Genomic DNA, 23858 nt, shown 5'->3' with positions numbered 1-23858 from the left:
CACACCCATGAGTACCGAGCTGCAGACCGCGCCCGTGACCCAGCGGACCGCGCGGATGGAGCGCACCACGAGCGAGTCCTCGGTCCTCGTCGACATCAACCTCGACGGCACCGGCCGCTCCGACATCTCCAGCAGCGTCCCGTTCTATGACCACATGCTCACGGCCCTGTCCAAGCATTCGCTGATCGACCTGACCGTGAAGGCGACCGGGGACACGCATATCGACGTCCACCACACCGTCGAGGACATCGCGATCACGTTCGGCGAGGTCCTCAAGCAGGCGCTCGGGAACAAGGCCGGCATCCGCCGCTTCGGCGAGGCCTCGGTGCCGCTCGACGAGGCGCTCGCGCACGCGGTCGTGGACGTCTCGGGGCGCCCCTACCTCGTCCACAGCGGGGAGCCTGCGGGCCAGGAGTACCACCTCATCGGCGGCCACTTCACCGGCTCGCTCACGCGCCACGTGTTCGAGGCCATCACCCTGCACGCCGGGATCTGCCTGCACATGAACGTCCTCGCGGGCCGCGACCCGCACCACATCGTCGAGGCCCAGTTCAAGGCCTTCGCCCGGGCCCTGCGCGCCGCCGTCGAGCCGGACCCGCGCATCGGCGACGCCATCCCGTCCACGAAGGGGGCCCTGTGACCGCGGCGCCCGACGCCCTTCCCACCGCCCCCGAGGGCACCCCGGGCGCGGTCGTCGTCGACCCGAGGCACGCCGCGGAGAAGGTGCCGGACCCGCACGGCCGGCCCACCGTCGTCGTGCTCGACTACGGATCGGGGAACGTCCGCTCCGCGGTCCGCGCCCTCGAGCGCGCCGGAGCGGCCGTCACCCTGAGCTCGAAGGCCGAGGACGCGCTTGCGGCGGATGGCCTCGTCGTGCCCGGGGTCGGGGCCTTCGCGACCGTCATGAAGGAGCTCGCCGCGGTCGACGGACTGCGGATCATCGGCCGCCGCGTCGCCGGGGGACGGCCCGTCCTCGCCATCTGCGTCGGCCTGCAGGTCATGTTCGAGCGCGGCATCGAGCACGGCGTCGAGGCCGAGGGCCTCGGCGAGTGGCCCGGCACGGTCGAGCTCCTCCCCGCCGAGGTCGTCCCGCACATGGGCTGGAACACCGTCACCGTCCCCGAGGGCTCGAAGCTCTTCGCCGGGGTCGAGAACGAGCGCTTCTACTTCGTGCACTCCTACGGGGTGCAGTCGTGGGACTTCGAGGTGGCCCAGCCGCGCATGGCGCCCCCGCTCGTGACGTGGAGCGAGCACGGCGCGCCGTTCATCGCCGCGGTCGAGAACGGCCCGCTGTGCGCCACCCAGTTCCACCCCGAGAAGTCGGGCGACGCCGGGGCCCGGCTCCTGCGCAACTGGGTCGAGTCGCTCACCAGGCCCGCTGCCGGGGCGTCCTGACGCATGTGGTCCGTGCTGCTGTTCGGCCTCGCGGGGCTGCTGGTCGGCGGTGCCGTCTCGTTCCGCCGCCAGGGACTGCCCAACTGGACTTGGATCGCCTTCGGGGCGCTCGCCGCAGCCGCCCTCGTGGCGGCCTACCTGCTGACCCTGCCGGCCGCGTGAGCCGGCGGAGACGACATTGAGGGAGACACCATGACCGACCAGGCCCCCGTCCTCGAACTGCTGCCCGCCGTCGACATCGTCGACGGCCAGGCCGTCCGGCTCGTCCAGGGCGAGGCCGGCAGCGAGACCGGCTACGGCTCGCCGCTCGATGCAGCCCACGCGTGGCAGGACGCCGGCGCCGAGTGGGTCCACCTCGTGGACCTCGACGCGGCGTTCGGCCGCGGCGACAACCGGGCGCTCATCGCCGAGGTCGTGCGCGGCCTCTCGCTCAAGGTCGAGCTCTCCGGCGGCCTGCGCGACGACGCCTCCCTCGAGGCGGCGCTCGAGCTCGGGGTGGCCCGGGTGAACCTCGGCACGGCGGCGATCGAGGATCCCGAGTGGACGGCCAAGGCCATCGCCCGCCACGGCGAGCGGATCGCCGTCGGCCTCGACGTGCGCGGCACGACCCTCGCCGGCCGCGGCTGGACCAAGGAGGGCGGGAACCTCTGGGAGGTGCTCGCCCAGCTCGAGGACGCCGGCTGTGCCCGCTACGTCGTCACGGACGTCACCAAGGACGGCACCCTCCGCGGGCCCAACGTGGAGCTCCTGCAGCAGATGTGCGCCCGCACGGACAAGCCCGTCGTGGCCTCCGGCGGCATCTCCAGCCTCGAGGACCTCCGCACCCTGCGGACCCTCGTGCCCCTCGGCGTCGAGGGCGCGATCGTGGGCAAGGCCCTCTACTCCGGCCAGTTCACGCTGCCGGAGGCGCTCGACGTCGCCGGGCGGCGCTGAATGGCCGGGGCGCACGACGACGGCCCGTCGCCTTCGCCGGAACGCCACCTTCCCGGGCACATCGCCGCGGCGCTCGCCCGCGCCGGCCGCCCAGCCGACTCCGCCGGCCAGCCCTGGGACGGGCGCGACCTGAGCGGCGACGGCAACCCCCTCCACCAGTTCGACGCCGACGAGGGCCGCCCGGACCCCGCCGTGGCCGCCGCGGTCGCCGACCTCGTGGCGGGCACCGGGAGCGAGGCCGGCATCCACCGCGCCCTCGCCGGAGCGCGCGTGTTCGTCGCCGTCGTGGCCAGCCTGGCCGAGGGAGGCCTCGGCGAGCACGGCTTCGCCGAGGACAAGGAGGCGGACATGGCCCTCGTGACGGTCGCCGCCCCGGACGGCCGCAAGGCGCTGCCGGTCTTCACCTCCGTCGAACGCCTCGAGGCGTGGCACGGGGACGCCCGCCCCGTCGCGGTGTTCGCTCCCCGCGCCGCGCTCTCCGCCGTCTCCGAAGGCGCCGAGCTGCTGGTGCTCGACCCGGGCGCTGACGTGACCCTCGTGCTGCGGCGCCCCGCGGTCTGGGCGCTCGCCCAGCAGAAGGAATGGACCCCCTCGTACGCGGACCCTTCCCTCGTGGACGAGGTCGAGAAGGCCGCCGAAGGGCTCTCCCCGGTGCGCGGCATCGCGATCTCCCCGGGCGCAGGGGTGGCGTCGAGGGACGCGGCGGGGCGCATCGTCGCGGGCGGCGGCCCGGGGCCGGAGCTGCGCCTGACGGTCTCCCTCGCACCGGGTTTGCCAGCGGAGGCGGTGCGTGAGACGGTGTCAGAGCTGAACGGCAGGCTCGCCGTCAGCACCCGCTTCGCGGAAGCCGTCGACTCCATCGAGGTCAAGGTCCGCGCCGCGGACGGCTGAGTTCCGCCCTGCCACCGCCGGGCGGTGCACGCGGAAGAGGAACCCATGGACTTCGCCCAGTACGGGCACCTGTGGCGCCGGAAAGAGGTCCGGCGCCTGCTGCTCGTGGCGATGGTCGCGCGGCTCCCGCACTCCGCCGCCGGCGTGCTCCTGACCCTGCACGTCGTCCAGACACTCGGCCTCGGGTACGCGGCCGCGGGCGCCGTGGCGGCGGTACTGACGATCGGGATCGCCCTCGGTGCCCCGTGGAGGGGCCGCCGGGTCGACACGGCGGGACTGCGGCCCGCGCTCATCCCCTCCATCGTGGCGGAGGCGGTCGTGTGGGGCGTCGCCCCGCACCTGGACTACCCATGGCTGCTCGTCGCGGCGCTCGTGGGCGGCCTCTTCGCCCTGCCGGTCTTCTCGGTGGTGCGCCAGTCCCTCGGCGTCATGACCCATGCGGGGCAGCGCCGCACCGCCTTCGCCCTGGACTCGATCTGCACCGAGGTCACCTTCATGGTGGGCCCCGCCCTCGCCGCCTTCGTCGCCGTCGACGTCTCCACGGTCTGGGGCCTCATGGGGGTCGGCGCCTCGGCAGCGCTGGCAGGCCTCGCCCTGCTGTGGTTCAACCCGCCCACCCGCACGGGGCAGCCCGGAGCGGTTCCGGTCACCGACGCTGACGGCGCGGAGCTCGTCGAGGTGGCCTCCGGGCCGGAGTCGGCAGAGTCTCCCGCGCCCACCGAGGTCGCTGCCGGCCAGGCGGACGGAGCGTCGGGCCTGCGGCGCCTCCTCGGCCGGGTTCCCGGCGGTCCCGCCTGGGCCGGCGTGGCGGTCATCGTGGTGATGGCGGTCGCGTTCGGCGCAGGGATGGTCCTCTCCGGCACCGATGTGGGGATCGTCGCGATCCTGCGCGAGCATGGCGAAGGGGGCCAGCTCGGCGTCGTGTTCTTCTTCTGGTGCTTCGCCTCCCTCGTCGGAGGCCTGCTCTATGGGGCGATGCACCGGCCCATCTCGCCACTGGTCCTGCTCATGGCCATGAGCGTGCTGACCATCCCGATGGGCCTGGCCCACGACACGCTGACCCTCAGCCTGCTCTCGGTGCTGCCCGGGCTCCTGTGCGCACCGACGCTCTCGGCCGCCTCGGAGCGGGTCGCCGAGCTCGTCCCGGAGCGCCGCCGCGGCGAAGCGATGGGCTGGTACGGGTCCGCGCTCACCGCGGGGACCGCGCTCGGATCGCCGCTGACGGGCACCATGATCGACACGGTGGGCCCGTGGTCCGGCTTCGTGGGCATCGGCGCCGCGGGGACCCTCCTGTGCCTGGGCGGCATCATCGCGCAGAGCGCACGACGGCGCCGCTCGCCGCAGTCGGTCGGCTGACCGCGGCGAGCGCCCGTCGCTAGTTGACCGGGCCCGTGTACTTCTCGCCCGGGCCCTTGCCCGGCTCGTCCTGGATCACGGACGCCTCGCGGAAGGCGAGCTGGAGGGAACGGAGTCCGTCGCGCAACGGCCCGGCGTGCTGCGAGCCGATCTCGGGGGCGGCCGCGGTCACGAGCCCCGCGAGCGCGGTGATGAGCTTGCGGGCCTCGTCGAGGTCCTTCAGCTCGGCCGCGTCCGCACCGTCGGCCAGCCCGCACTTGACGGCGGCCGCGCTCATGAGGTGGACCGCCGTCGTCGTGATGACCTCCACGGCCGCGACCTCCGCGATGTCGCGCACCCGGGCATCCACGTCCGGGGTGCCAGCGGGGTCTGCGTCGAAGCTGTGGCGGTGGGCGCCATCGGAGGGCATGGGGGCGTTGGGGGTGGTGCTGCTCATGCTGATAAGCTTGGCACAGACCGACTGGATGTCGTTATTCACGTGTGAGCCGTTCGACAGCCCGGCCAGCACCCCCACAGGGCGCTGGTGAGGGTTTTCGTGCGCCTACCCTGTATACTCGACTGACAGTTTGCAAGCGGAGATCACCTCCCACCTGTCGGCGTCCGGGCCTCGCGGCCGGAAAGCTGCCGGGTACTCAGGTTGGCCGGCCCGGCGCACGTCGGGCCGAGCAGGCTCGCCCCGACGGGGAGGGCGCCATCCGAGGCCTCCGATTGCACCGGCAATCGGGGGCCTTCCTTGTTGCCGGGGCACTTCCGTCACATGTACAGGAGCTTGAACATTAGCGATCCACGCATCAATGAGCGAATCCGCGTTCCCGAGGTTCGCCTCGTAGGCCCTGCGGGCGAGCAGGTGGGCATCGTACGCATCGAAGATGCGCTGCGACTGGCTACGGAGTCAGACCTCGACCTCGTCGAGGTGGCGCCCCAGGCCAAGCCACCGGTATGCAAGCTGATGGACTTCGGCAAGTACAAGTACGAGGCTGCGGTCAAGGCACGCGAGGCGCGGAAGAACCAGACGAACACCGTTCTGAAGGAGATCCGGTTCCGCCTCAAGATCGACAAGCACGACTACGAGACGAAGAAGGGCCACGCGCTCCGCTTCCTCGGTGCCGGCGACAAGGTCAAGGCCATGATCCAGTTCCGCGGCCGCGAGCAGCAGCGCCCCGAGATGGGCATCCGGCTGCTCCAGCGGTTCGCGGAGGACGTCGCCGAGGTCGGTTCGATCGAGTCGTCGCCCCGCATCGACGGCCGCAACATGGTCATGGTGATCGGCCCCCTGAAGAACAAGGCGGAGGCGAAGGCGGAGGCCCGCCGTGCGGCGCAGCGCGCTGCCGACAAGGCCAAGGCCGAGGAAGCGAAGTCCGCCTCGGTCACCGCCGGGCAGGCGCCGCTGACCCAGTCGCTGGGCGACGCGATCCCCGCCGAGTTCCTCCAGGCCGCCCAGGCCCGCGAGAACGCGGAGCCGGAGGCAGCCCCCGCCGCAGCGGAGGCTCCCGAGGAGTCCGTGGCCCAGGCAGCGGAGCCCGCCGAGGCGCCGCAGGCTGAAGCCCCCAAGGCTGAGGCCCCGAAGGCTGAGGCTCCGAAGGCCGAGGCCCCGAAGGCTGAGGCTCCGAAGGCCGAGGCCCCGAAGGCCGAGGCTCCGAAGGCTGAAGCCCCCAAGGCTGAGGCGCCCAAGGCTGAGGCCCCGAAGGCCGAGGCGCCCAAGGCCCCTGCGCCCGCGCAGCCGGTCGCGCCGAAGCCCGCAGCCGAGGCCGCCCCGAAGCCTGCCCAGTCGGCCCCACGGCCGGCGGCGGCGCCCAAGCCGGTGGTCCCGAAGCCTTCGGTCCCCAAGCCGGGCGCGCCGCGCCCGTCGTCGGCGGCACCGAAGCCGTCCGCCCCGAAGCCGACGGCGCCCCGGCCGTCCGGCCGCCGGGGCAACTAGACCAGACCTGGCCGGGCCGGTCCGCTCGCTCCTGGTGAGCGGACCGCCCGCCGAGTCCGCCGCCGCAGGCCCAGCCTGCGGGCGGCACGCAACGAGTCGGCCTGTGCGAGCAGGCCGCCAACGAAATCCGCGGCCCCGTGCCGCGGGAAGCAAAAGGAGATCGGTTCCCATGCCGAAGATGAAGACGCACAGCGGCGCCAAGAAGCGCTTCAAGCTGACCGGTTCCGGCAAGCTCAAGCGCCAGCAGGCCAACCGCCGCCACTACCTCGAGCACAAGCCGACGACGCTCACGCGCCGCCTCGCGGCGGACAAGATCGTCTCGGGCGGCGACGCCAAGGTCATCAAGCGCATGCTCGGCATCTGATTTCTTCCACCCACCGGCCCTGAGAGGGGCCACGAGCCATCCCGGCCGGGCAGAGCCCGGGTGTCTGGGAGAGATTCAAAAGGAGTACGCACGTGGCACGTGTGAAGCGGGCAGTCAACGCCCTGAAGAAGCGCCGTACCGTCCTCGATCGGGCGTCCGGCTACCGTGGTCAGCGCTCGCGCCTGTACCGCAAGGCCAAGGAACAGCTGCTGCACTCGTTCGTGTACAGCTACCAGGACCGCCACAAGCGCAAGGGCGACTTCCGCCGCCTGTGGATCCAGCGCATCAACGCTGCCTCCCGCGCCAACGGCCTGACCTACAACCGCCTCATCCAGGGCCTCAAGGCCGCTGAGGTCGAGGTCGACCGCCGTATGCTCGCCGAGCTGGCTGTCTCCGACGCCGCCGCGTTCGCGGCCCTCGTCGAGGTTGCGAAGAAGGCCCTCCCGGCCGACGTCAACGCTCCGGTCGCCAAGTAGCCCCGAGAGCAGCATCGCCCAGCGCCCGCGCAGCCCAAGGCTGCGCGGGCGCTGCCGCGCTCCCGGCAGGATCGGGCTCGCTAGAGTTGGTCCGTGATACCGAGTCCGACCATGACCAACCCCCGCGCCGACCGCGTCCGCGATGTCGCGAAGCTGGCCACGCGGGCGGCGAGGAACCGCCGCCGCCAGTTCCTCGCCGAGGGGCCGCAGGCCGTGCGCGAGGCCCTGCGCCTGGACGCCGATCGGCGCGCCGAGGGGGGCGCGCCGATCGTCGTCGAGCTCTACGCGAGCGAGTCCTGTCTCTCCCGCCATCCCGAGATCGCCCATCGTGCCGAGGCCACCGGCCGGCTGCGCCTGGCGGACGACGACGTGCTCGCGGCCATGGCCGACACGGTGAACCCGCAGGGCATCGTGTCCGTCTGCACCATGCTCGACGTTCCGCTCTCCGCTGTCCTGGCTGAGCAGCCGCGGCTGCTCGCCGTCATGTGCCGGGTCCAGGACCCGGGCAACGCGGGGACGATCCTGCGCGCTGCCGACTCCGCCGGCGCCTCCGCGGTGGTCCTCACGGCGGGGAGCGTCGACATCTACAACCCCAAGGCCGTCCGCAGCACGGCCGGCTCGATCTTCCATGTGCCGGTGGTCATCGGCGTCGACCCCGCAGCGTTCGCTGCCGAGGCCCGCGGGGCGGGCCTGAAGATCCTTGCCGCCGACGGCGCCGGTCCGCTCGACCTCGACGGGCTCCAGGACGCCTCGGCCGCGCGGAGGGCCGGCGGCGAGGGGACCGCGGGGGATTACCGGCTCGAGGACCCGACCGCCTGGCTCTTCGGCAACGAGGCCCAGGGGCTCAGCCAGGCCGAGAAGGACCTGGCCGACCACCGCGTCGCCGTCCCGCTCTACGGGCGGGCAGAGAGCCTCAACGTCGGCACCGCCGCGACAGTCTGCCTGTATGCGAGCGCCAGGAGCCAGCGGCGCTGAGCCGGGGCAGATGCCCGTAGGGTAGGACGGAGCCGTCCGTGCGCACCTCACGGCAGCGGCTGCACATCAGTCTGGGCTCTGCAAGGAGGGGACCATGTCGTCCGGTGGTGGGACCAAGGCCGTCGTTGCCGCACTGGCAGCAAACCTGTCGATCGCGGTGATGAAGTTCCTCGCGTTCGCGCTCACGGCATCCTCGTCGATGCTCGCCGAGGCGATCCACTCGGTCGCAGACTCCGGCAACCAGCTGCTCCTCCTCCTCGGGGGCAAGCGCGCCCGCAAGCAGGCGAATCCCGAGCACCCCTTCGGGTACGGGCGCGAGCGGTACATCTACGCGTTCATCGTCTCGATCGTCCTGTTCAGCGTCGGCGGACTGTTCGCCCTCTTCGAGGCCTGGGAGAAGTTCAAGGACCCCCATGGCATCGAGGGCCCGTGGTGGTGGGTGCCGCTCATCATCCTCGTGGGTGCAGCGACGGCGGAGGGCCTCTCCTTCCGCACCGCGGTCAAGGAGGCGAATCAGCTGCGCGGCCGCCAGTCGCTGGTGGCCTTCGTGCGCAACGCGAAGCAGCCCGAGCTGCCCGTCATCCTCCTCGAGGACTTCGGCGCGCTGCTGGGCCTCCTGTTCGCCCTCGCCGGGGTCTCGCTGACACTCGTGACGGGCAACGGGCTGTGGGACGCCGCGGGGACGGCCATGATCGGCCTGCTCCTCGTGGTGATCGCCGCCGTGCTCGCCCTGGAGACCAGCTCGCTCCTCCTGGGCGAATCGGCCACCCGGTCCGACGTGCGGCGCATCGAGGCGGCCATCACCGCGGACGGGACCCGGATCATCCATCTGCGCACCATGCACCTCGGCCCGGAGGAGCTCCTGGTCGGCGCCAAGATCACCGTGGCCCGCGGGGCGAGCGGGGCCGAGATCGCGCGGACCATCGATGAAGCCGAGGCCCGGATCCGCTCATCCGTCCCGAGCGCACGGGTCATCTACCTCGAGCCGGACATCCACCGTGACGGGGACGCGCAGCCGTCCGCCGTCGCGGAACGGCCCGCCGGATAGCGCCGGGGCGCGGTCAGCGCGCCCGGCGCCGTTCGAGGGCGCCGCTCAGCAGCGCGATCCCGAGGCCGAGCACGGCGAGGCCCGCTCCGACGTACGCCGGCGCCACGAAGCCCCACCCCGCCGCGATGACCACGCCTCCGAGGAACGCGCCGAGGGCGTTGGCCACGTTGAGCGCCGAGTGGCTCAGCGAGGTCGCAAGGGTCGCGGCGCCCGGCGCCGAGTCGAGCAGGCGCGCCTGGAGCGCGGGGATGAGGATCGAGCCGGAGCCGCCCACCACGAACACCATGAGCAGGGCGAGCGGCCACACGGGGGCGGCGAGCCCGTAGAGCACCATCACCCCGGCCACGGCGGCGAGAGCCCAGTAGATCGTGCCCATCACGGAGCGGTCGGCGAGACGGCCGCCGGCCATGTTGCCCACGACCATGCCGAGCCCGTACAGGGCCACGACCACCGGCATCAGCGCCTCCGGCAGTCCGGCGACGGACGTCATCGTATGGGCGATGTACGTGTAGGTGGCGAAGAAGCCGCCGAACCCGACCACCCCGACGGCGAGGGCGAGCCACAGCTGCCCGCGCCGGAGGGCGGAGAGCTCCCGGCGGATGCTCGCCTCGGGGTGCGGCGGCTCGTACGGCACGAAGCGGGCGACCATGGCGACGCACGCGAGTGCGATCGCCGCGGTCACCACGAACAGCAGGCGCCAGCCGAGGGACTGCCCGAGCCAGGTCGCGGCGGGCACACCGAGGACGTTGGCGATCGTCAGGCCGGACATCACCGTGGCGATGGCCCAGCCCCTCTTGGTGGGTGCCACGAGCGAGGCGGCGATGACCGCGGCCGTGCCGAAGTAGGCCCCGTGCGGAAGGCCCGCCGCGAAGCGGGAGACGAGCATCGCGCCATAGTCGGCGGCCACGAAGGAAGACAGGTTGGCGACGGCGTAGAACGCCATGAGGCCGAGGACCAGGGCCTTGCGCGGCAGCCGGGCGCCGATGGCCGCGAGCAGGGGCGCCCCCACCACCACGCCCAGGGCGTAGGCGGAGATGAGCTGGCCGGCCTGCGGGGTGCTGATCGCGAGCCCGCGCTCGATCTCCTTGAGCAGTCCCATGGTCGCGAACTCGACCGTCCCGATCGCGAAGCCGCCGAGCCCGAGGGCCAGCATGGCCCAGAAGAGGGGCTTCGGCGCGAGCAGCGTGGAGCGATGTCCTCGCGCGGTGCCGCTGCCGGCGGGGGCGCCGGCGGAGGGGCCCCCCGCAGCGGGCGCCGCGGGGGCCTTCAGGGGCATGGACGATTCGGGCGTGGGCACGGTGGCAGTCCTCGTGTCGGGGCCGGATGGGGGTGTGGGGAGGAACGCCGTCGGCCCTCGTCTCGTGCCAACAGTACGGGAGGCGCTCCCATTCCGCCCGGCCCCTAGACTGGGCCCGTGCAGACGCAGACCCACGGAGCCGGCCCCCGGCTCGTCCAGGTGGTCGGGGGAGCGATCGTCGACTCGCTCGAACGGCCCACGATGCTCCTGGCGGCGCGCAGGACGGCGCCACCGGCCTTCGCGGGCCTGTGGGAGTTCCCAGGGGGCAAGGTCGAAGACGGCGAGTCGGCCGAGGACGGCCTGCGCCGCGAGCTGGACGAGGAGCTCGGCATCGCGGTGGCCCTCGGCCCCGAGGTGCCCGGCCCGCTCCCGCAGGGATGGCCCCTCAACGACCGTGCCGCGATGCGGGTGTGGCTCGCCGAGGTGCGCGCGGGCGTGCCCGAGCCCCTGCAGGACCACGACCAGCTGCGGTGGGTCAGCCTCGACGGGGACGCCCTGGCGGAGCTCGCCTGGATCCCGGCAGACTTCCCCATCGTGGACGCGGTGCGGCGTCAGGCAGCCCGCTGACCTGGATGGCGCGGCCGGGCCTCCTGGCGGTTCAGAAGAGGGCGTCCTGCCCCGGAACGAGGGCTGGCTCGCGGGCGGCCGGGCGTCCGGCGGCCACGACGTCCGCATCGCGGTGGGCGAAGGCCTCGTCACGCTCGAATCCCCGGCCGAAGCCATGGCGGGCTTTGGCCGCCGCCACGCGCCGGCCCAGCCACGCGCGGTACTCGGAGGGGGCGTAGGCGCCCTTCGAGTAGAGCCTGCGGTACCGGCCGACCAGGCGCGGATGCGTCCGCGCGAGCCACCCCATGAACCATTCGCGGGTCCCCGGACGCAGATGCAGCGCAGCGGCAGTGACCCCCGTCGCCCCGGCCTGCGCGAGGCTGCCCATGAGCGCGTCGAGATGCTCCTCCGAGTCCGTGAGCCACGGGAGGATCGGCATGGCCATGACGCCGCACGGCAGGCCCGCCTCGCGCAGCCTCGACACCAGGCGCAGGCGTGCCGCGGGGGAGGGCGTCCCCGGCTCGAGCGCGGCCTGGAGCTCAGGGTCGAGGACGGCGAGCGAGATCCCGGCGCCGATCGGCACCTGGGTCGCAGCCGACTTCAGCAGCGGGACGTCGCGGGCCAGGAGCGTTCCCTTGGTCAGGATGGAGAACGGGGTGCCGGAGTCCGCGAGGGCCCGGATGATGCCGGGCATCAGGGCGTAGCGCCCCTCGGCCCGCTGGTAGGGATCGGTGTTCGTCCCCAGCGCCACGTGCTCGCGGGCCCAGGAGCGCTTGGAGACCTCGCTCCGCAGCACCTCGCCGACGTTGACCTTGACCACCAGCTGCCGGTCGAAGTCGAGGCCCGCATCCAGGTCGAGGTAGGTGTGGGTGTTCCGGGCGAAGCAGTAGACGCAGGCGTGGCTGCACCCTCGGTAGGGGTTCACCGTCCAGCGGAACGGCATGGAGGACGCCGGCGGGACCTTGTTGAGCGCCGATTTCGCGGCGACCTCGTGGAAGGTGATTCCCTGGAACTCCGGCGTCCTCACCGTGCGCAGCGCGCCCGCAAGGGACAGGAGGGGCGGCTGGGCCGGGGTGCCGTCGTCCGGCCCGGAGAGCGGCTCGGCGACCGACTGCGTGTTCCATCGCATGGCACTCATTCGAATACATCTTCGAATGAGTGTCAAGGGTGCCCCGCCGAGGGCAGCCGCTACGCCCTGTCCGCGAGGGCCCAGGTCACCGTCACGCTGGCCTGCACCTCGGTCTCGCCCGCCTCGAGGGGGGCGCTGGCCTCGGCCGCGGCGAAGGAGGCCCGGCGCAGCGGCACGGGCTGGCCCGGCCCGGCAGGAGGGGCCTCGCCGGCGTCGATGCGGACCACGGCGCCCAGCTCCCGCGCCGCCAGCGCGGCAAGCCGCCGGGCGGCCCCCTCGGCCTCGCGGAAGGCCGCCTCCTGGGCCGATGCCTCCGCCGCGGACTGGTCCGAGACGCCGAGGGAGATCCCGTGGATGCGCACGGCGCCGCCTCCGGCGGCCACCACGGCGTCGAGCAGCTCGCCCGTGCGGGCCAGGTCCCGGGCGCCGATCGTGAGGCCGCGGCTCGCGACGTAGCCGACGAGGCGCTGGCCGCGGCCCTCCTCCCACGTCAGCTCCGGTGCCACCGAGAGCGAGGCGGAGACGATGTCGGAGCGCGTCACGCCGGACCGCAGCGCCGCGGCGACGATCGCCTCCGAGGCCCGGGAGGCGCCGTCGTACGCCTCTCCCAGGCGCGGGGAGCGGACCTCCGCTCCCACGCGGAGCACCGCGATGTCGGGAACCACCGTCACCGATCCGGTGCCGACGACGGTGATGGAGTCCGGACTGCTCATGGCTTCAGGTCCTTCCGCAGGCGGCGGCCGCGCCCCTGGGCGCGCACAGGGGCATCGTAGCCGTGAACTAGACTTGACGGGTGCCCGAGACAACGCCCCCATCCGCCGAGACCGAGGTTCCCGTGAGCGAGACGAGCGTCCCCGACCCCGTGGACGAGGCTGCCGTCGCCGCCGCCGTCGAGAGGGCCCTCGAGGCCGTCGCGGGTGCCGCCGACCTCGATGCGCTCAAGTCGGCGCGCATCGCCCACACCGGGGAGAAGTCCCCCCTCGCCCTCGCCAACCGCGCGATCGGCTCGCTGCCCAAGGAGTCCAAGGCCCTGGCGGGCAAGCTCGTCGGCGGCGCCCGGGGCCGGGTCAACAAGGCGATCGCCGAGCGGCAGTCCGTGCTCGAGGCCGAGAACGAGGCCTGGATCCTCGTCGAGGAGACCGTCGACGTCACGGCGGCTCCGCGGCGCCGCCGCGCCGGGGCGCGGCACCCGCTCTCGACGCTGCAGGACCGGGTGAGCGACATCTTCGTCGGCATGGGCTGGGAGATCGCCGAGGGCCCCGAGGTCGAGTCCGAGTGGTTCAACTTCGACGCCCTCAACTTCAAGCCCGACCACCCCGCGCGCGAGATGCAGGACACCTTCTTCGTCGACCCGCCCGAGGCGCACCTGCTCCTGCGCACGCACACCTCGCCGGTCCAGGTCCGCTCGATGCTCGAGCGCGAGGTCCCCATCTACGTGCTCTGCCCGGGCAAGGTGTTCCGCACCGACGAGCTCGACGCGACCCACACTCCCGTGTTCCACCAGTTCGAGGGCCTCGCCATCGACAAGGGGCTGTCCATGGCGGACCTGCGCGGGACGCTCGAGCACTTCGCACGGCAGATGTTCGGCGCCGAGGCCCAGATCCGGCTGCGCCCCAACTACTTCCCGTTCACCGAGCCGAGCGCCGAGCTGGACATCTGGCACCCCGGCGCGAAGGGCGGACCCGCCTGGATCGAGTGGGGAGGGTGCGGCATGGTCAACCCGAACGTCCTGCGGGCGGCGGGCATCGACCCTGAGCAGTACTCGGGGTTCGCGTTCGGCATGGGCATCGAGCGCACCCTCATGTTCCGCAACGAGGTCGCCGACATGCACGACATGATCGAGGGCGACGTCCGCTTCAGCCAGCACTTCGGGATGGAGATCTAGTCCAATGCGAATCCCCCTTTCGTGGCTGCGCGAGTACACGCAGCTCCCCGCGGACGCGACCGCCGAGGACCTCATGGCCGACCTCGTCAAGGTCGGCCTCGAGGAGGAGGCCGTGCACCGGCCGTCCGACTCGATCCGCGGCCCCATCGTGGTGGGCCAGGTGCTCAGCGCCGTCAAGGAGCCGCAGAGCAACGGCAAGACGATCAACTGGTGCCAGGTGCGCGTGGTCCCCGAAGGCCAGGAGCAGACCCTCACGGGCAAGGGCATCGACCCCTCCGGCGTCCAGGGGATCGTGTGCGGCGCGCACAACTTCGTCCCTGGCGACAAGGTCGTCGTGACCCTGCCCGGCGCCACGCTGCCCGGTGACTTCCACATCGCCGCGCGCAAGACCTACGGGCACGTCTCGGCCGGCATGATCGCCTCCGTGCGCGAGCTCGGAATCGGCGACGACCACGACGGCATCCTCGTCCTCTCCCGCATCGGGCTCGACCCCGAGGTGGGCACGGACGCGCTCGAGCTCCTCGGGCTCACCGATGAGGCCGCCGAGATCAACGTGACCCCGGACCGGGCCTACTGCTTCTCCATCCGCGGGATCGCCCGCGAGTACTCGCACGCGACCGGCACCGACTTCACCGACCCGGCCGAGCTCGTGACGGCGCCGCAGACGCTCGAGGGGGGCTACAGCGTCGTGCTCGACGACCAGGCGCCCATCTACGGGGTGCCCGGGTGCGACCGCTTCGTGGCCCGCACCGTCCGCGGCGTCGACCCGACCCGGCCCACGCCCGAGTGGATGGCCTCCCGGCTGCGCCTGGCCGGGGTGCGCTCGATCTCGCTGCCCGTGGACATCTCCAACTACGTCATGTTCGAGCTCGGCCAGCCCACGCACTGCTACGACCTGGACACGCTCACCGGTCCCATCACCGTCCGCCGCGCCGCGCCGGGGGAGAAGATCACCACCCTCGACGACAAGGTCCGCGCCCTCGACCCCGAGGACCTGCTCATCACGGACGAGTCCGGTCCGATCGGCATCGCCGGCGTCATGGGCGGCGCCGCCACCGAGTGCTCCGACTCGACCGTGAACGTCCTCATCGAGGCCGCCCACTTCGACACCGTGAGCATCGCCCGCTCGCGCCGCCGCCACAAGCTGCCCTCGGAGGCGTCCAAGCGCTTCGAGCGGGGCGTCGACTGGAACATCGCCGGCGTGGCCGCGCAGCGCGTCGTCGACCTCCTGGTCCAGTACGGCGGCGGGATCGCCGACGAGGCCGGCACCGACGTCGGGACCGCGCCCGCCCCGGTGCGGATCGAGCTCCCGGCCGGGTTCGCGTCCTCCCGGATCGGCATGGAGTTCAGCGACGAGCTCATCACCCGCGCCCTCGGCGACCTCGGCGCCGATGTGGAGCGCGCGGGCGAGGACTTCGTGGTCACGCCACCGAGCTGGCGCAACGACCTTGAGACCAAGGAGGACCTGTCGGAGGAGATTGCCCGCCTCGTCGGGTACGACAAGATCCCCTCGACCCTCCCGACCGCCCCTCCCGGGCGCGGGTTCACCCGCCGGCAGCAGCAGCGCCGCCGGGTCGTCCAGGCGCTCGCCGACGCGGGCCTGACCGAGGTGCTCGCGTACCCGTTCGCCACGAAGGCCGAGAACGAGACGTTCGGCGTGCCCAAGGAGGGAGCGCCGCGGGCCGCGGTCAAGCTCGCCAACCCGCTGAGCGAGGAGCGCGGCTGGCTCCGCACCTCCCTGCTGCCCGGGCTCCTCGAGACCGCCCGGCGCAACCACGGGCGCGGCTTCCGGGACCTCGCCCTCTACGAGGCCGGGCTCGTCTTCCTCCCCGGGGACGGCCCGCTCGGCACTGCCGTCATCCCGCCCCTGGGCGTGCGCCCGGCGGACGAGGTGCTCGACTCTCTCTACAACGGCCTGCCCGAGCAGCCGCTCCACGTCGCCGGCGTCTTCACCGGCAAGGACATGCCCGAGGCGCCCGGAAGCGCGCCGCGGGCCTGGGACTGGGCCGACGCGCTCGACTACGCCCGGCTCGCCGCCGACGCCCTCGGGGTGGAGCTGGTGGTCGCGCAGGGCTCCCACCAGGCGTTCCACCCGGGCCGCACGGCCCAGCTGTCGCTGCGGTCGGGGGAGACGGTGGGCTACGCCGGCGAGCTGCACCCCAAGCTCCTCGCCGGCCTCGACCTTCCGGCCCGGTCCGTCGCCTTCGAGCTCGACGCGGACGCCCTCTTCGAGGCCGCCGCCGACGTCGTCGTGGCCCGGCACCTCTCGACGTTCCCGGTCGCGACGCAGGACGTCGCCCTGATCGTCGACGCCGCCCTCCCGGCCGACGCGGTGCTCGGCGCACTCCGCGAGGGCGCGGGCGAGCTCCTCGAGGACGTCCACCTCTTCGACGTGTACACGGGCAAGGGCATCGACGAGGGCAAGAAGTCCCTCGCGTTCGGCCTGCGGTTCCGTGCCGACGACCGCACCCTCACCGCCGACGAGGCGTCCGAGGCGCGCGCCGCCGCCGTGGCCCTGGCCGCCGAGCGGTTCGGCGCGGTCCAGCGCGGCTAGGCGCGCGGCCACCAGCCACGATGCTCCTGCGGGCAGTGCCGCTCGGTCGACCCGGGTCGGCGCTGCCCGCCGGCGTCTGCACGCCCGGCGAGCTCGATCGGGCCGCGGCGATCCTCGACCCGCGCCGCAGCCGCGAGTTCGTCGAAGCCCGGCTCGCGCTGCGGTGCCTCGTGGCCGAGCTCGTCGGAGCGGACCTGCGGCTCCTCGTCCCCGTCTACCGCTGCCCGGACTGCGGGCCGGGGGAGCACGGCGCGCCAGGGTTCGCGCTCGCCCGTGCGGTGCCGGGCGCCGCGCACGACGACGGGGGGCCGCTCCCGCTGCCCGTCGCCGCGAGCATGTCCCGGGCCGGCGGGTGGGCCCTCCTGGCCGCCGAGGTCACCCCGCCGGAGCGCGAGGTCGGGGCCACACCGCCCCGGATCGGCGTCGACCTGGCACGCGTCGCAGACTTCCGTGGCGCGATCCCGGACGCTGCCTTCTCGGCGGCCGAGCGCCGTCGTGTGTCGGCAGCGGAAGATCCGCCCAGTGAGGCGGCGCGGCTGTGGGTCCGCAAGGAGGCCTTGCTCAAGGCCCTTGGCGCCGGCCTGCGCGTCCACCCCGCAGCGGTCAGTACGGGCGGCGACAGCCGGGTGGAAGACCTCGATCGGGAGGCGCTCGGACTTCCGGCCGGCTTCGTCGCCGCACTCGCCCAGATCTGACCCCGGGTCGCCCAGATCTGACCCCGGGTCGCGCAGATCTGACCCCGGGTCGTTCGGGAGGTGACCCCGCGTCGGGGCTACGCCGGCAGGGGTGGCAGCGGGCGCTCGAACAGCCACGGGCGCAGGACCGCGTCGGCGCCGAACCCGGGGGCCCCGGCGCCCACACGGTCGAGGAGCTCGAGGAAGTCGGCCGTGGACACGTTCTGGTGCCGGTTCTCCTCGCAGAAGGCCTTCAGGGCGCGGAAGAACCGGTTGTCCCCGAGGGCACGGCGCACGGCGTGCAGGGCGAGGGCGCCGCGCTTGTAGACGCGGTCGTCGAACATCATCGCGGGCCCCGGCGCGCCGATGACGAGGTCCTGCTCCTGCGCCGCCACGAGCGTCCAGGCCGCGGTCGCCCGGGAGGCCACGGAGCCCAGGCCCGCGTGCTCGCTCCAGAGCCACTCGGCGTAGCACGCGAAGCCCTCGTGGAGCCAGATGTCCTCCCACCTCCTGGCGGTCACGGAATTCCCGAACCACTGGTGCGCGAGCTCGTGCGCGAGGAGCCGCTGCGACTCCCAGCTGCGGGTGATGTGGTTCCGGCCGACGATGGAGAGCGTCTGGGCCTCGAGCGGGATCTCGAGCTCGTCCTCGGTGACCACCACGGTGTAGTCCCGGAACGGGTAGGGCCCGAACAGGTCGGTGAACAGGGCGAGCATCGCCCGCTGGTCGCGCAGGCCGCTGAGCGCGCTCTGGCGCAGGGCGGGCGGCACGGCGGCGAACACCCCGACCGAGGGGTGCTCCCGCCGGGGCAGGCGCCCGAGCTCGAGCAGCTGGAACCGGCCGATCAGCAGCGTTGCGAGGTAGGGCGCCATCGGCTCGTGCACCTCGTAGACCCAGGTCTCCCGGCTGGCCTTCCGCCGGTGCCCGACCACGAGGCCGTTCGAGACGACGCGGTACCCGGCGTCCGCGGAGGCGGAGATGCGGAACGTGGCCTTCTGGCTGGGGTGGTCGTTGCAGGGGAACCACGTGGGCGCCCCGACCGGCTGGCCCGCGACGAGGATGCCGTCCTCGAGCTCCTCCCAGCCGACATCGCCCCACTCGCCGTCCGTGGGGCCCGGGCTGCCCTCGTAGCGGACCTCGAGGGAGAACTCCCTGCCCTCGGGCACGGGCGCGGCGGGCGTGATGCGCAGCTCGTCCCCGCGCTGGACGGCCCTGGCCCGCGCGCCCTCGACCTGCACCTTCAGCACGCGGAGCCCCGCGAGGCTGAGAGTGATCGCCTCGAGGCGCCGGTTCGCCGTGGCGCGCAGGCGGGCCCTGCCCGCGAGGCGGTTGCTCGCGAGCCTGACCTCGAGATCGAGGTCGTAGTGGGTGACGGTGTAGGCGGCGCTTCCGTGCCCGGGCGTGTAGGGATCGGGCAGGGCGGCGGGTCGGGGCGGCGCGTCCGGTCGCAGATGACGGTCCTGTCTCACCTGGTGGCTGCCTCCGGTTCCTTCCACGGCACCACGGGGTTGCCCCGCCAGTACGTTCCCGCGGGCACGTGCTCGCCGCGCATGACGAGCGACGCCGGCCCCACCGTCGCGCCGTCGTCGATCCTCCCGCCGGGGAGGACGACGCCGTGCGGACCGAGCGTCGCACCCTCGCCGAGGGCGGCGGTGTCGATCGCCATGATGCGGTCGTGGAAGAGGTGCGTCTGCACGACGCAGCCCCGGTTCACGGTCGAGCTGCGTCCGAGGGAGACGAGGTCCGCCTCGGGCAGCCAGTAGCTCTCGCACCAGGCGCCGGAGCCGATCGTGGCCCCGAGGGACCGCAGCCACCACACGAGGGCCGGGGTGCCGGCCGCTGCCCTCGCGAACCAGGGGGCCGCGACCATCTCCACGAACGTGTCCTGGACCTCGTTGCGCCACACGAACGAGCTCCACAGCGGATGCTCGCCGGCGCGGATCCGGCCCACGAAGAGCCACTTCGCGGCGGTCGCAGACGCGGCCGCGATGCCCCCGGCCACGAGCATGACGGCCCCGCACAGGGCCGCTGCGGCCAGATAGCCCCACGTGGCGGCGAGCCAGTCGAGGGCCGCGAGGACGCCCACGGCGATGGCCACCGTGAGCACCACCGGCAGGGCGCGGCACAGTTCCCACAGGGCGCGCGCGACCCTGAGGCGGGGCGGTGGCCGGAAGGTCCGCCCGGCGTCCGTGGCTATTGCGGTGCGGCGGAGGCGCACCGGCGGGCTGCCGAGCCATGACGAGCCCGACTTCGCCTTCTTCGGGGCGGCGGAGAGCACCGCGACGAGGCCGTCCTTCGGCACGGACCGCCCCGCTGCCGTCATCCCGGAGTTGCCGAGGAAGGCGCGCTTGCCCACCTTGGCCCGAGCGATCTTCAGCCATCCGCCGCCGAGCTCGTAGCTGGCCACCATCGTGTCGTCGGCGAGGAAGGCCCCGTCGGCGACGGTGGTCATCGAGGGCAGCAGGAGCACGGTGGACGCCTCGACGTCCTTGCCGACCTTCGCTCCCAGGAGGCGCAGCCACGCGGGCGTGACGAGGCTCGCGTAGATCGGGAACAGGACCTCGCGGGCCAGGTCGAGCACCCTTTCGGTGGCCCAGACCTGCCAGCCGATCCGCGAGCGGACGCGGTGGTACCCGGCGGTGATCCCCACCCCCAGCAGGCGGGTGGCCCCGGCGATGAGGAGGAGGTTGAGGACGAACCACGTGGCGGCCGCGAGGGGGGTCGCCGCGAGCAGCGGCCCGAGCGCGGCGTGGACCGAGTCGTGTCCGCGGGCCGTCCACGCGAGCAGGATGCCGGCGGCCGCGGCCGAGACGAACGGGATGAGCGCCAGCAGCGCCGAACCGGCCGCGAACGCGCCGATCCACGCGGCCTCGGCCGCCCGGGACCTGCGCACGGGGGCCTGGGGCCAGCCGGGCTTCGCCTTGCCCACCCGGCTCGCGGGCGACCCCGCCACCCTCAGGCCAGCCTTGACCCTGCCCGAGACGGCGGAGCCGGGGTCGACGACGGCGCCGGCGCCGATGCGGGCACCGGGCAGGAGGGTGGAGCGGGCGCCGACGCTCGCACCGGAGCCGATGCTGATGGCACCGAGGTGGACCCAGTCCCCGTCGATCCACCAGCCCGAGAGGTCGACCTCGGGCTCCACCGAGGCGCCAGGCCCGACCGAGAGCATGCCGGTGACCGGCGGAACGGAGTGCAGCACGGCGTCGCGGCCGATCTTCGCCCCGAGGGCCCGGGCGTAGTAGGGGACCCACGGCGCGCTCGCCAGGCTCACGGCCTGGGCGAGGTCGGCGATCTGCTCGGAGAGCCAGAGCCTCAGGTGGACCGAGCCGGCCCGGGGGTACCTGCCCGGGGAGACCCCGTGCAGGAGGAGCCGGGCCGCTGCCACCGAGATGGCCATCCTTCCCCAGGGGCTGACGAACACGAGCCAGGACGCCGCGACCCACCACCAGGAGAGCGTCGGGGCCGCCGCGGACCCCGCGGTGGCCGCGAGGATGTTGTTCGCGGCGGCGAGGTAGGTCAGCCAGCGCATGCCCACGAGGATGAACAGCGGGACGCCCATGAGCGTCTGGAGCCACTGGGTGGTCGCGGGAGTCGGCCGCACCGCCCGTCCCGGCGCGGGCGGGGCCGTCCCCGTCCCGACGACGGCGTCGACGAGGGCGCCGACCCGGGGGTGCGCGTAGACGTCGGCGACCGTGACCGTGGGGTAGCGCCGCCGCAGGGCGGAGACGAGCTGGGCGGCCGCGAGGGAGCCGCCGCCGTGGGCGAAGAAGTCGGCGTCGAGCCCCGGCGCGGCGGTGCCGAGGACCGCGCCCCACTGCTCGACGATCCACGCGGCGTCCTCGGGCAGCTCCAAGTCGGGGCCCTCGTCGTTGTCCTGCCCGGTCAGCGGCCAGGGGAGGGCCGTGCGGTCGACCTTGCCGCTCGTCGTCACCGGGAGGGAGTCGACGACGGCGAGCACGGGCACGAGCGCGGCCGGCAGCTCCCGCGCGAGCCGCGTCCGGTGGGCGGCGAGGTCCGGGACGGCGCCGCGGACCGGCGCGAGGTACCCGACGAGGATCTGGTTCCCGGCCGCCGTCGTGCGCACCGCGGCGGCCGCGCCGGCGATGCCGGGGAGCGCCCGGAGCGCGGCGTCGACCTCGCCGAGCTCGATCCGGCGGCCGCCGAGCTTGACCTGCTCGTCCGCGCGGCCCTGGAAGAGCAGGCCCTCGGGCTCGAACCGCACGAGGTCGCCGGAGCGGTAGGCCCGGTCCCATCCGAGCGTCGGGACGGGGGCGTACTTCTCGGCGTCCTTGGCCGGGTCGAGGTAGCGGGCCAGGCCCACGCCGCCGATGATGAGCTCGCCCACCTCGCCGGCGCGCACGGGCGCACCGACGGCGTCGACGACGGCGAGGTCCCAGCCGTCGAGGGGGAGCCCGATCCGCACCGGGCCGGTGCCGTCCATCAGGGCCGCGCACGCGACCACCGTCGCCTCGGTGGGACCGTACGTGTTCCACACCTCCCGGCCCTCGACGGCGAGCCGCGCGGCGAGCTCCGGGGGGCACGCCTCGCCGCCGAAGATGAGCAGGCGCACGTTCTCGAGCGCCTCGGCCGGCCACAGCGCGGCGAGGGTCGGGACGGTCGAGACGACCGTGATCCCGCGCTGCACGAGCCACGGGCCGAGGTCCATGCCGGTGCGCACGAGCGCGCGGGGGGCGGGCACGAGACACGCCCCGTGCCGCCAGGCGAGCCACATCTCCTCGCACGAGGCGTCGAACGCCACGGAGAGCCCGGCCAGCACGCGGTCGTCGGGGCCGATCGGCTCGCCCCGCAGGAAGAGCCGGGCCTCGGCGTCGACGAAGGCCGCGGCGGAGCGGTGGGTGACCGCGACTCCCTTGGGCGTGCCGGTGGAGCCGGAGGTGAAGATGATCCAGCAGTCGTCCCCGGGGCCGGGCAGCCGGGGAGCGGGGAAGGGCTTGGGACGGTCCTTGGCCACCACCATGGACCCCCCGCCGCGCAGGATCGCGGCCACCTTCGCCTCGCTGAAGACGAGCTTCGCCCGCTCGTCCGGGTCGTCGGCGTCGACCGGCACGTAGGCGGCGCCGACCAGCAGGGTGGCGAGGATGGCCACGTACAGTTCGGCGGTGCCCGAGGGGATGCGGATGCCCACGCGGTCCCCGGCGCCCAGGCCCGCCGCGTGCAGCCTCCGGCCCATGGCCCGGACCTCGTCGAGCAGCTCCGCATAGGAGAGGGAGGTCGAGCCGTCGTCGAGCGCGGGGGCTTCCGGGAAGGCCTCCGCGCTCGCGGCCAGGATGTCGATCAGCGTGCGGGGCCGAGGGGCCCGGTCGGAACCCCTCAGCTGGGCCGCGGCCTGGGCCCGGGGCATGGGCTCGTGCGTCTCGGTCACTGCCGTGCCTTCTTCGCTGGTGGGTGGGCGGCTACGGGACGAGGAGCACCTTGCCGGTGGTGGCGCGGCCCTCGAGCGCGGTGTGCGCGGCGGCGGCCTCCCACAGGGGGAACTGGGCCCCGATGCGGACGTTGAGGGAGCCGTCGGCGACCGCGCCGAAGACCTCGGAGGAGCGCCAGCGCCGCTCGGCGGCATTGAGCAGGTGGTGGGCGAGCGTGGGACGGGTCAGGAAGAGGGAGCCGCCCGCGTTGAGCCGCTGCGGGTCGACCGGGGGCACCGGGCCGGACGCCGCGCCGAAGAGCACGAGCATCCCGCGGATGCGCAGGCTCTTCAGCGAGCCGTCGAACGTGTCCCGCCCCACGCCGTCGTACACCACGTCGACGCCCGCGCCGCCGGTGAGGTCGCGGACCTCCTCCGGGAAGCCGTCGTAGCGGATCACGTGGTCCGCGCCGGCGCCGGAGGCCAGCTCGGCCTTGGCGTCGTTGGAGACCGTGGTGATGACGCGGGCGCCCTTGGCCTTGAGCATCTGGATCATGAGCAGGCCCACCCCGCCGGCGCCGGCATGGAGGAGGACCGTCTGTCCCGGCTCGACGCGGAAGGTCGAGTTGATGAGGTAGTGGGCCGTCATGCCCTGCAGGGGGAGCGCGGCGGCGGTGAGCAGGTCCACGCCCTCGGGGATCGGCAGGGCCTTGTCCGCGTCGATGAGCGCGTACTCCGCGTAGGTGCCCGCGCCCTCGGCGGTCGCCACCCGGTCGCCCTCCGAGAAGTCGGCGACCCCCTCGCCCACGGCGGCCACGACCCCCGAGGCCTCCGCGCCGGGAGTGAAGGGGAAGGACATCGTGTAGAGGCCCTGGCGCTGGTAGGTCTCGATGAAGTTGATGCCGGTCGCGGCGACGCGCACCAGGATCTGGCCCGGGCCGGGCTCTGGCCTGGCGATCTCGGCGGGCTTGAGGACTTCAGGGCCCCCGGGGGCCGTGGCGACGATAGCGTTGATCATGGTTCTCCTGCGTGTCTCGAAGTCCAGTGTCGTTCGG

Annotated in this window: 22 protein-coding genes; 15 read left to right on the top strand and 7 right to left on the bottom strand. The window is 73.5% G+C overall.

Features of this window, described 5'->3' with window-relative positions:
• Nucleotides 1–7: 7 nt before the first annotated feature.
• The 6 genes from hisB (at nucleotide 8) to ACVWWH_RS06415 (ending at nucleotide 4575) form a co-directional block, all read left to right on the top strand.
• Complete coding sequence (gene hisB / locus ACVWWH_RS06440; protein ID WP_066497286.1) at nucleotides 8–640, top strand: imidazoleglycerol-phosphate dehydratase HisB; 633 nt, start codon at nucleotides 8–10, stop codon at nucleotides 638–640.
• 83 nt (nucleotides 641–723) lie between these two features.
• Nucleotides 724–1395, top strand: coding sequence for an imidazole glycerol phosphate synthase subunit HisH (gene hisH / locus ACVWWH_RS06435; protein WP_457316130.1), 672 nt, complete (start codon nucleotides 724–726; stop codon nucleotides 1393–1395).
• Between the two features lie 12 nt (nucleotides 1396–1407).
• Nucleotides 1408–1557 (top strand): hypothetical protein, encoded by a 150-nt coding sequence (locus ACVWWH_RS06430; RefSeq protein ID WP_169803021.1) that lies wholly within the window; start codon nucleotides 1408–1410, stop codon nucleotides 1555–1557.
• 30 nt (nucleotides 1558–1587) lie between these two features.
• Complete coding sequence (priA, locus tag ACVWWH_RS06425; protein WP_457316028.1) at nucleotides 1588–2328, top strand: bifunctional 1-(5-phosphoribosyl)-5-((5-phosphoribosylamino)methylideneamino)imidazole-4-carboxamide isomerase/phosphoribosylanthranilate isomerase PriA; 741 nt, start codon at nucleotides 1588–1590, stop codon at nucleotides 2326–2328.
• Nucleotides 2329–3219, top strand: a complete 891-nt coding sequence (locus tag ACVWWH_RS06420; RefSeq protein ID WP_457316027.1) for an SseB family protein — start codon at nucleotides 2329–2331, stop codon at nucleotides 3217–3219.
• Between the two features lie 45 nt (nucleotides 3220–3264).
• Nucleotides 3265–4575 (top strand): MFS transporter, encoded by a 1311-nt coding sequence (locus ACVWWH_RS06415; RefSeq protein ID WP_457316026.1) that lies wholly within the window; start codon nucleotides 3265–3267, stop codon nucleotides 4573–4575.
• 19 nt (nucleotides 4576–4594) lie between these two features.
• Here ACVWWH_RS06415 and ACVWWH_RS06410 read toward each other — a convergent pair whose 3' ends face one another.
• Nucleotides 4595–5011, bottom strand: coding sequence for a DUF1844 domain-containing protein (locus tag ACVWWH_RS06410; RefSeq protein WP_371829519.1), 417 nt, complete (start codon nucleotides 5009–5011; stop codon nucleotides 4595–4597).
• A 321-nt stretch (nucleotides 5012–5332) separates the two neighbouring features.
• On the opposite strand from ACVWWH_RS06410, the gene infC reads away from it, so the two are divergent.
• From infC to ACVWWH_RS06385, 5 genes are all read left to right on the top strand, one after another.
• A complete protein-coding gene (gene infC, locus ACVWWH_RS06405) occupies nucleotides 5333–6493 on the top strand; it encodes a translation initiation factor IF-3 (RefSeq protein ID WP_066497292.1) in 1161 nt (386 codons plus the stop codon).
• 169 nt (nucleotides 6494–6662) lie between these two features.
• The gene (gene rpmI / locus ACVWWH_RS06400; protein ID WP_066497294.1) at nucleotides 6663–6857 is read left to right on the top strand and encodes a 50S ribosomal protein L35; all 195 of its coding nucleotides are present in this window, start codon (nucleotides 6663–6665) and stop codon (nucleotides 6855–6857) included.
• Nucleotides 6858–6949: 92 nt separating this feature from the next.
• Nucleotides 6950–7333, top strand: a complete 384-nt coding sequence (gene rplT / locus ACVWWH_RS06395; RefSeq protein ID WP_066497295.1) for a 50S ribosomal protein L20 — start codon at nucleotides 6950–6952, stop codon at nucleotides 7331–7333.
• Nucleotides 7334–7444: 111 nt separating this feature from the next.
• A complete protein-coding gene (locus tag ACVWWH_RS06390) occupies nucleotides 7445–8308 on the top strand; it encodes a TrmH family RNA methyltransferase (protein WP_457316025.1) in 864 nt (287 codons plus the stop codon).
• A 94-nt stretch (nucleotides 8309–8402) separates the two neighbouring features.
• Nucleotides 8403–9356 carry a cation diffusion facilitator family transporter gene (locus ACVWWH_RS06385; protein ID WP_066497298.1) on the top strand — a complete coding sequence of 318 codons (954 nt, stop codon included), beginning with the start codon at nucleotides 8403–8405 and terminating at the stop codon, nucleotides 9354–9356.
• 13 nt (nucleotides 9357–9369) lie between these two features.
• Here the strand turns inward: ACVWWH_RS06385 and ACVWWH_RS06380 are convergent, their stop codons facing one another.
• Nucleotides 9370–10509, bottom strand: coding sequence for an MFS transporter (locus ACVWWH_RS06380; RefSeq protein ID WP_457316129.1), 1140 nt, complete (start codon nucleotides 10507–10509; stop codon nucleotides 9370–9372).
• Nucleotides 10510–10770: 261 nt separating this feature from the next.
• Between ACVWWH_RS06380 and ACVWWH_RS06375 the strand changes: the two genes are divergently transcribed.
• Entirely contained in the window at nucleotides 10771–11220 is a 450-nt protein-coding gene (locus ACVWWH_RS06375; RefSeq protein ID WP_276508648.1) for a (deoxy)nucleoside triphosphate pyrophosphohydrolase, read from the top strand.
• 31 nt (nucleotides 11221–11251) lie between these two features.
• On the opposite strand, the gene ACVWWH_RS06370 is transcribed toward ACVWWH_RS06375, so the two are convergent.
• A complete protein-coding gene (locus ACVWWH_RS06370; RefSeq protein ID WP_084249417.1) occupies nucleotides 11252–12328 on the bottom strand; it encodes an Rv2578c family radical SAM protein in 1077 nt (358 codons plus the stop codon).
• A gap of 59 nt (nucleotides 12329–12387) precedes the next feature.
• Nucleotides 12388–13041: an SIMPL domain-containing protein gene (locus ACVWWH_RS06365; RefSeq protein ID WP_457316024.1), complete on the bottom strand. Its 654-nt coding sequence runs from the start codon at nucleotides 13039–13041 to the stop codon at nucleotides 12388–12390.
• A gap of 122 nt (nucleotides 13042–13163) precedes the next feature.
• Here ACVWWH_RS06365 and pheS point away from each other — a divergent pair, with 122 nt between their 5' ends.
• Genes pheS through ACVWWH_RS06350 form a run of 3 tightly spaced genes read left to right on the top strand, consistent with a single transcriptional unit; the run spans nucleotide 13164 to nucleotide 17462 of the window.
• Nucleotides 13164–14213 (top strand): phenylalanine--tRNA ligase subunit alpha, encoded by a 1050-nt coding sequence (gene pheS, locus ACVWWH_RS06360; RefSeq protein WP_457316128.1) that lies wholly within the window; start codon nucleotides 13164–13166, stop codon nucleotides 14211–14213.
• 4 nt (nucleotides 14214–14217) lie between these two features.
• Nucleotides 14218–16767 (top strand): phenylalanine--tRNA ligase subunit beta, encoded by a 2550-nt coding sequence (pheT, locus tag ACVWWH_RS06355; protein ID WP_457316023.1) that lies wholly within the window; start codon nucleotides 14218–14220, stop codon nucleotides 16765–16767.
• A 35-nt stretch (nucleotides 16768–16802) separates the two neighbouring features.
• On the top strand, nucleotides 16803–17462 hold the full coding sequence (locus ACVWWH_RS06350) for a 4'-phosphopantetheinyl transferase family protein (RefSeq protein WP_457316022.1): 660 nt from the start codon (nucleotides 16803–16805) through the stop codon (nucleotides 17460–17462).
• 77 nt (nucleotides 17463–17539) lie between these two features.
• On the opposite strand, the gene ACVWWH_RS06345 is transcribed toward ACVWWH_RS06350, so the two are convergent.
• Genes ACVWWH_RS06345 through ACVWWH_RS06335 form a run of 3 tightly spaced genes read right to left on the bottom strand, consistent with a single transcriptional unit; the run spans nucleotide 17540 to nucleotide 23821 of the window.
• Nucleotides 17540–18910 carry a M1 family metallopeptidase gene (locus ACVWWH_RS06345; RefSeq protein WP_229710955.1) on the bottom strand — a complete coding sequence of 457 codons (1371 nt, stop codon included), beginning with the start codon at nucleotides 18908–18910 and terminating at the stop codon, nucleotides 17540–17542.
• Nucleotides 18907–22803: a Pls/PosA family non-ribosomal peptide synthetase gene (locus tag ACVWWH_RS06340; protein ID WP_457316127.1), complete on the bottom strand. Its 3897-nt coding sequence runs from the start codon at nucleotides 22801–22803 to the stop codon at nucleotides 18907–18909. Before ACVWWH_RS06340 ends, ACVWWH_RS06345 begins: the two co-directional genes overlap by 4 nt.
• A gap of 52 nt (nucleotides 22804–22855) precedes the next feature.
• On the bottom strand, nucleotides 22856–23821 hold the full coding sequence (locus tag ACVWWH_RS06335) for a quinone oxidoreductase family protein (protein WP_447421738.1): 966 nt from the start codon (nucleotides 23819–23821) through the stop codon (nucleotides 22856–22858).
• Nucleotides 23822–23858: the final 37 nt, after the last annotated feature.

The organism is Sinomonas sp. RB5, from assembly GCF_054063535.1.
This window is presented reverse-complemented; position numbering and strand designations above follow the sequence as displayed.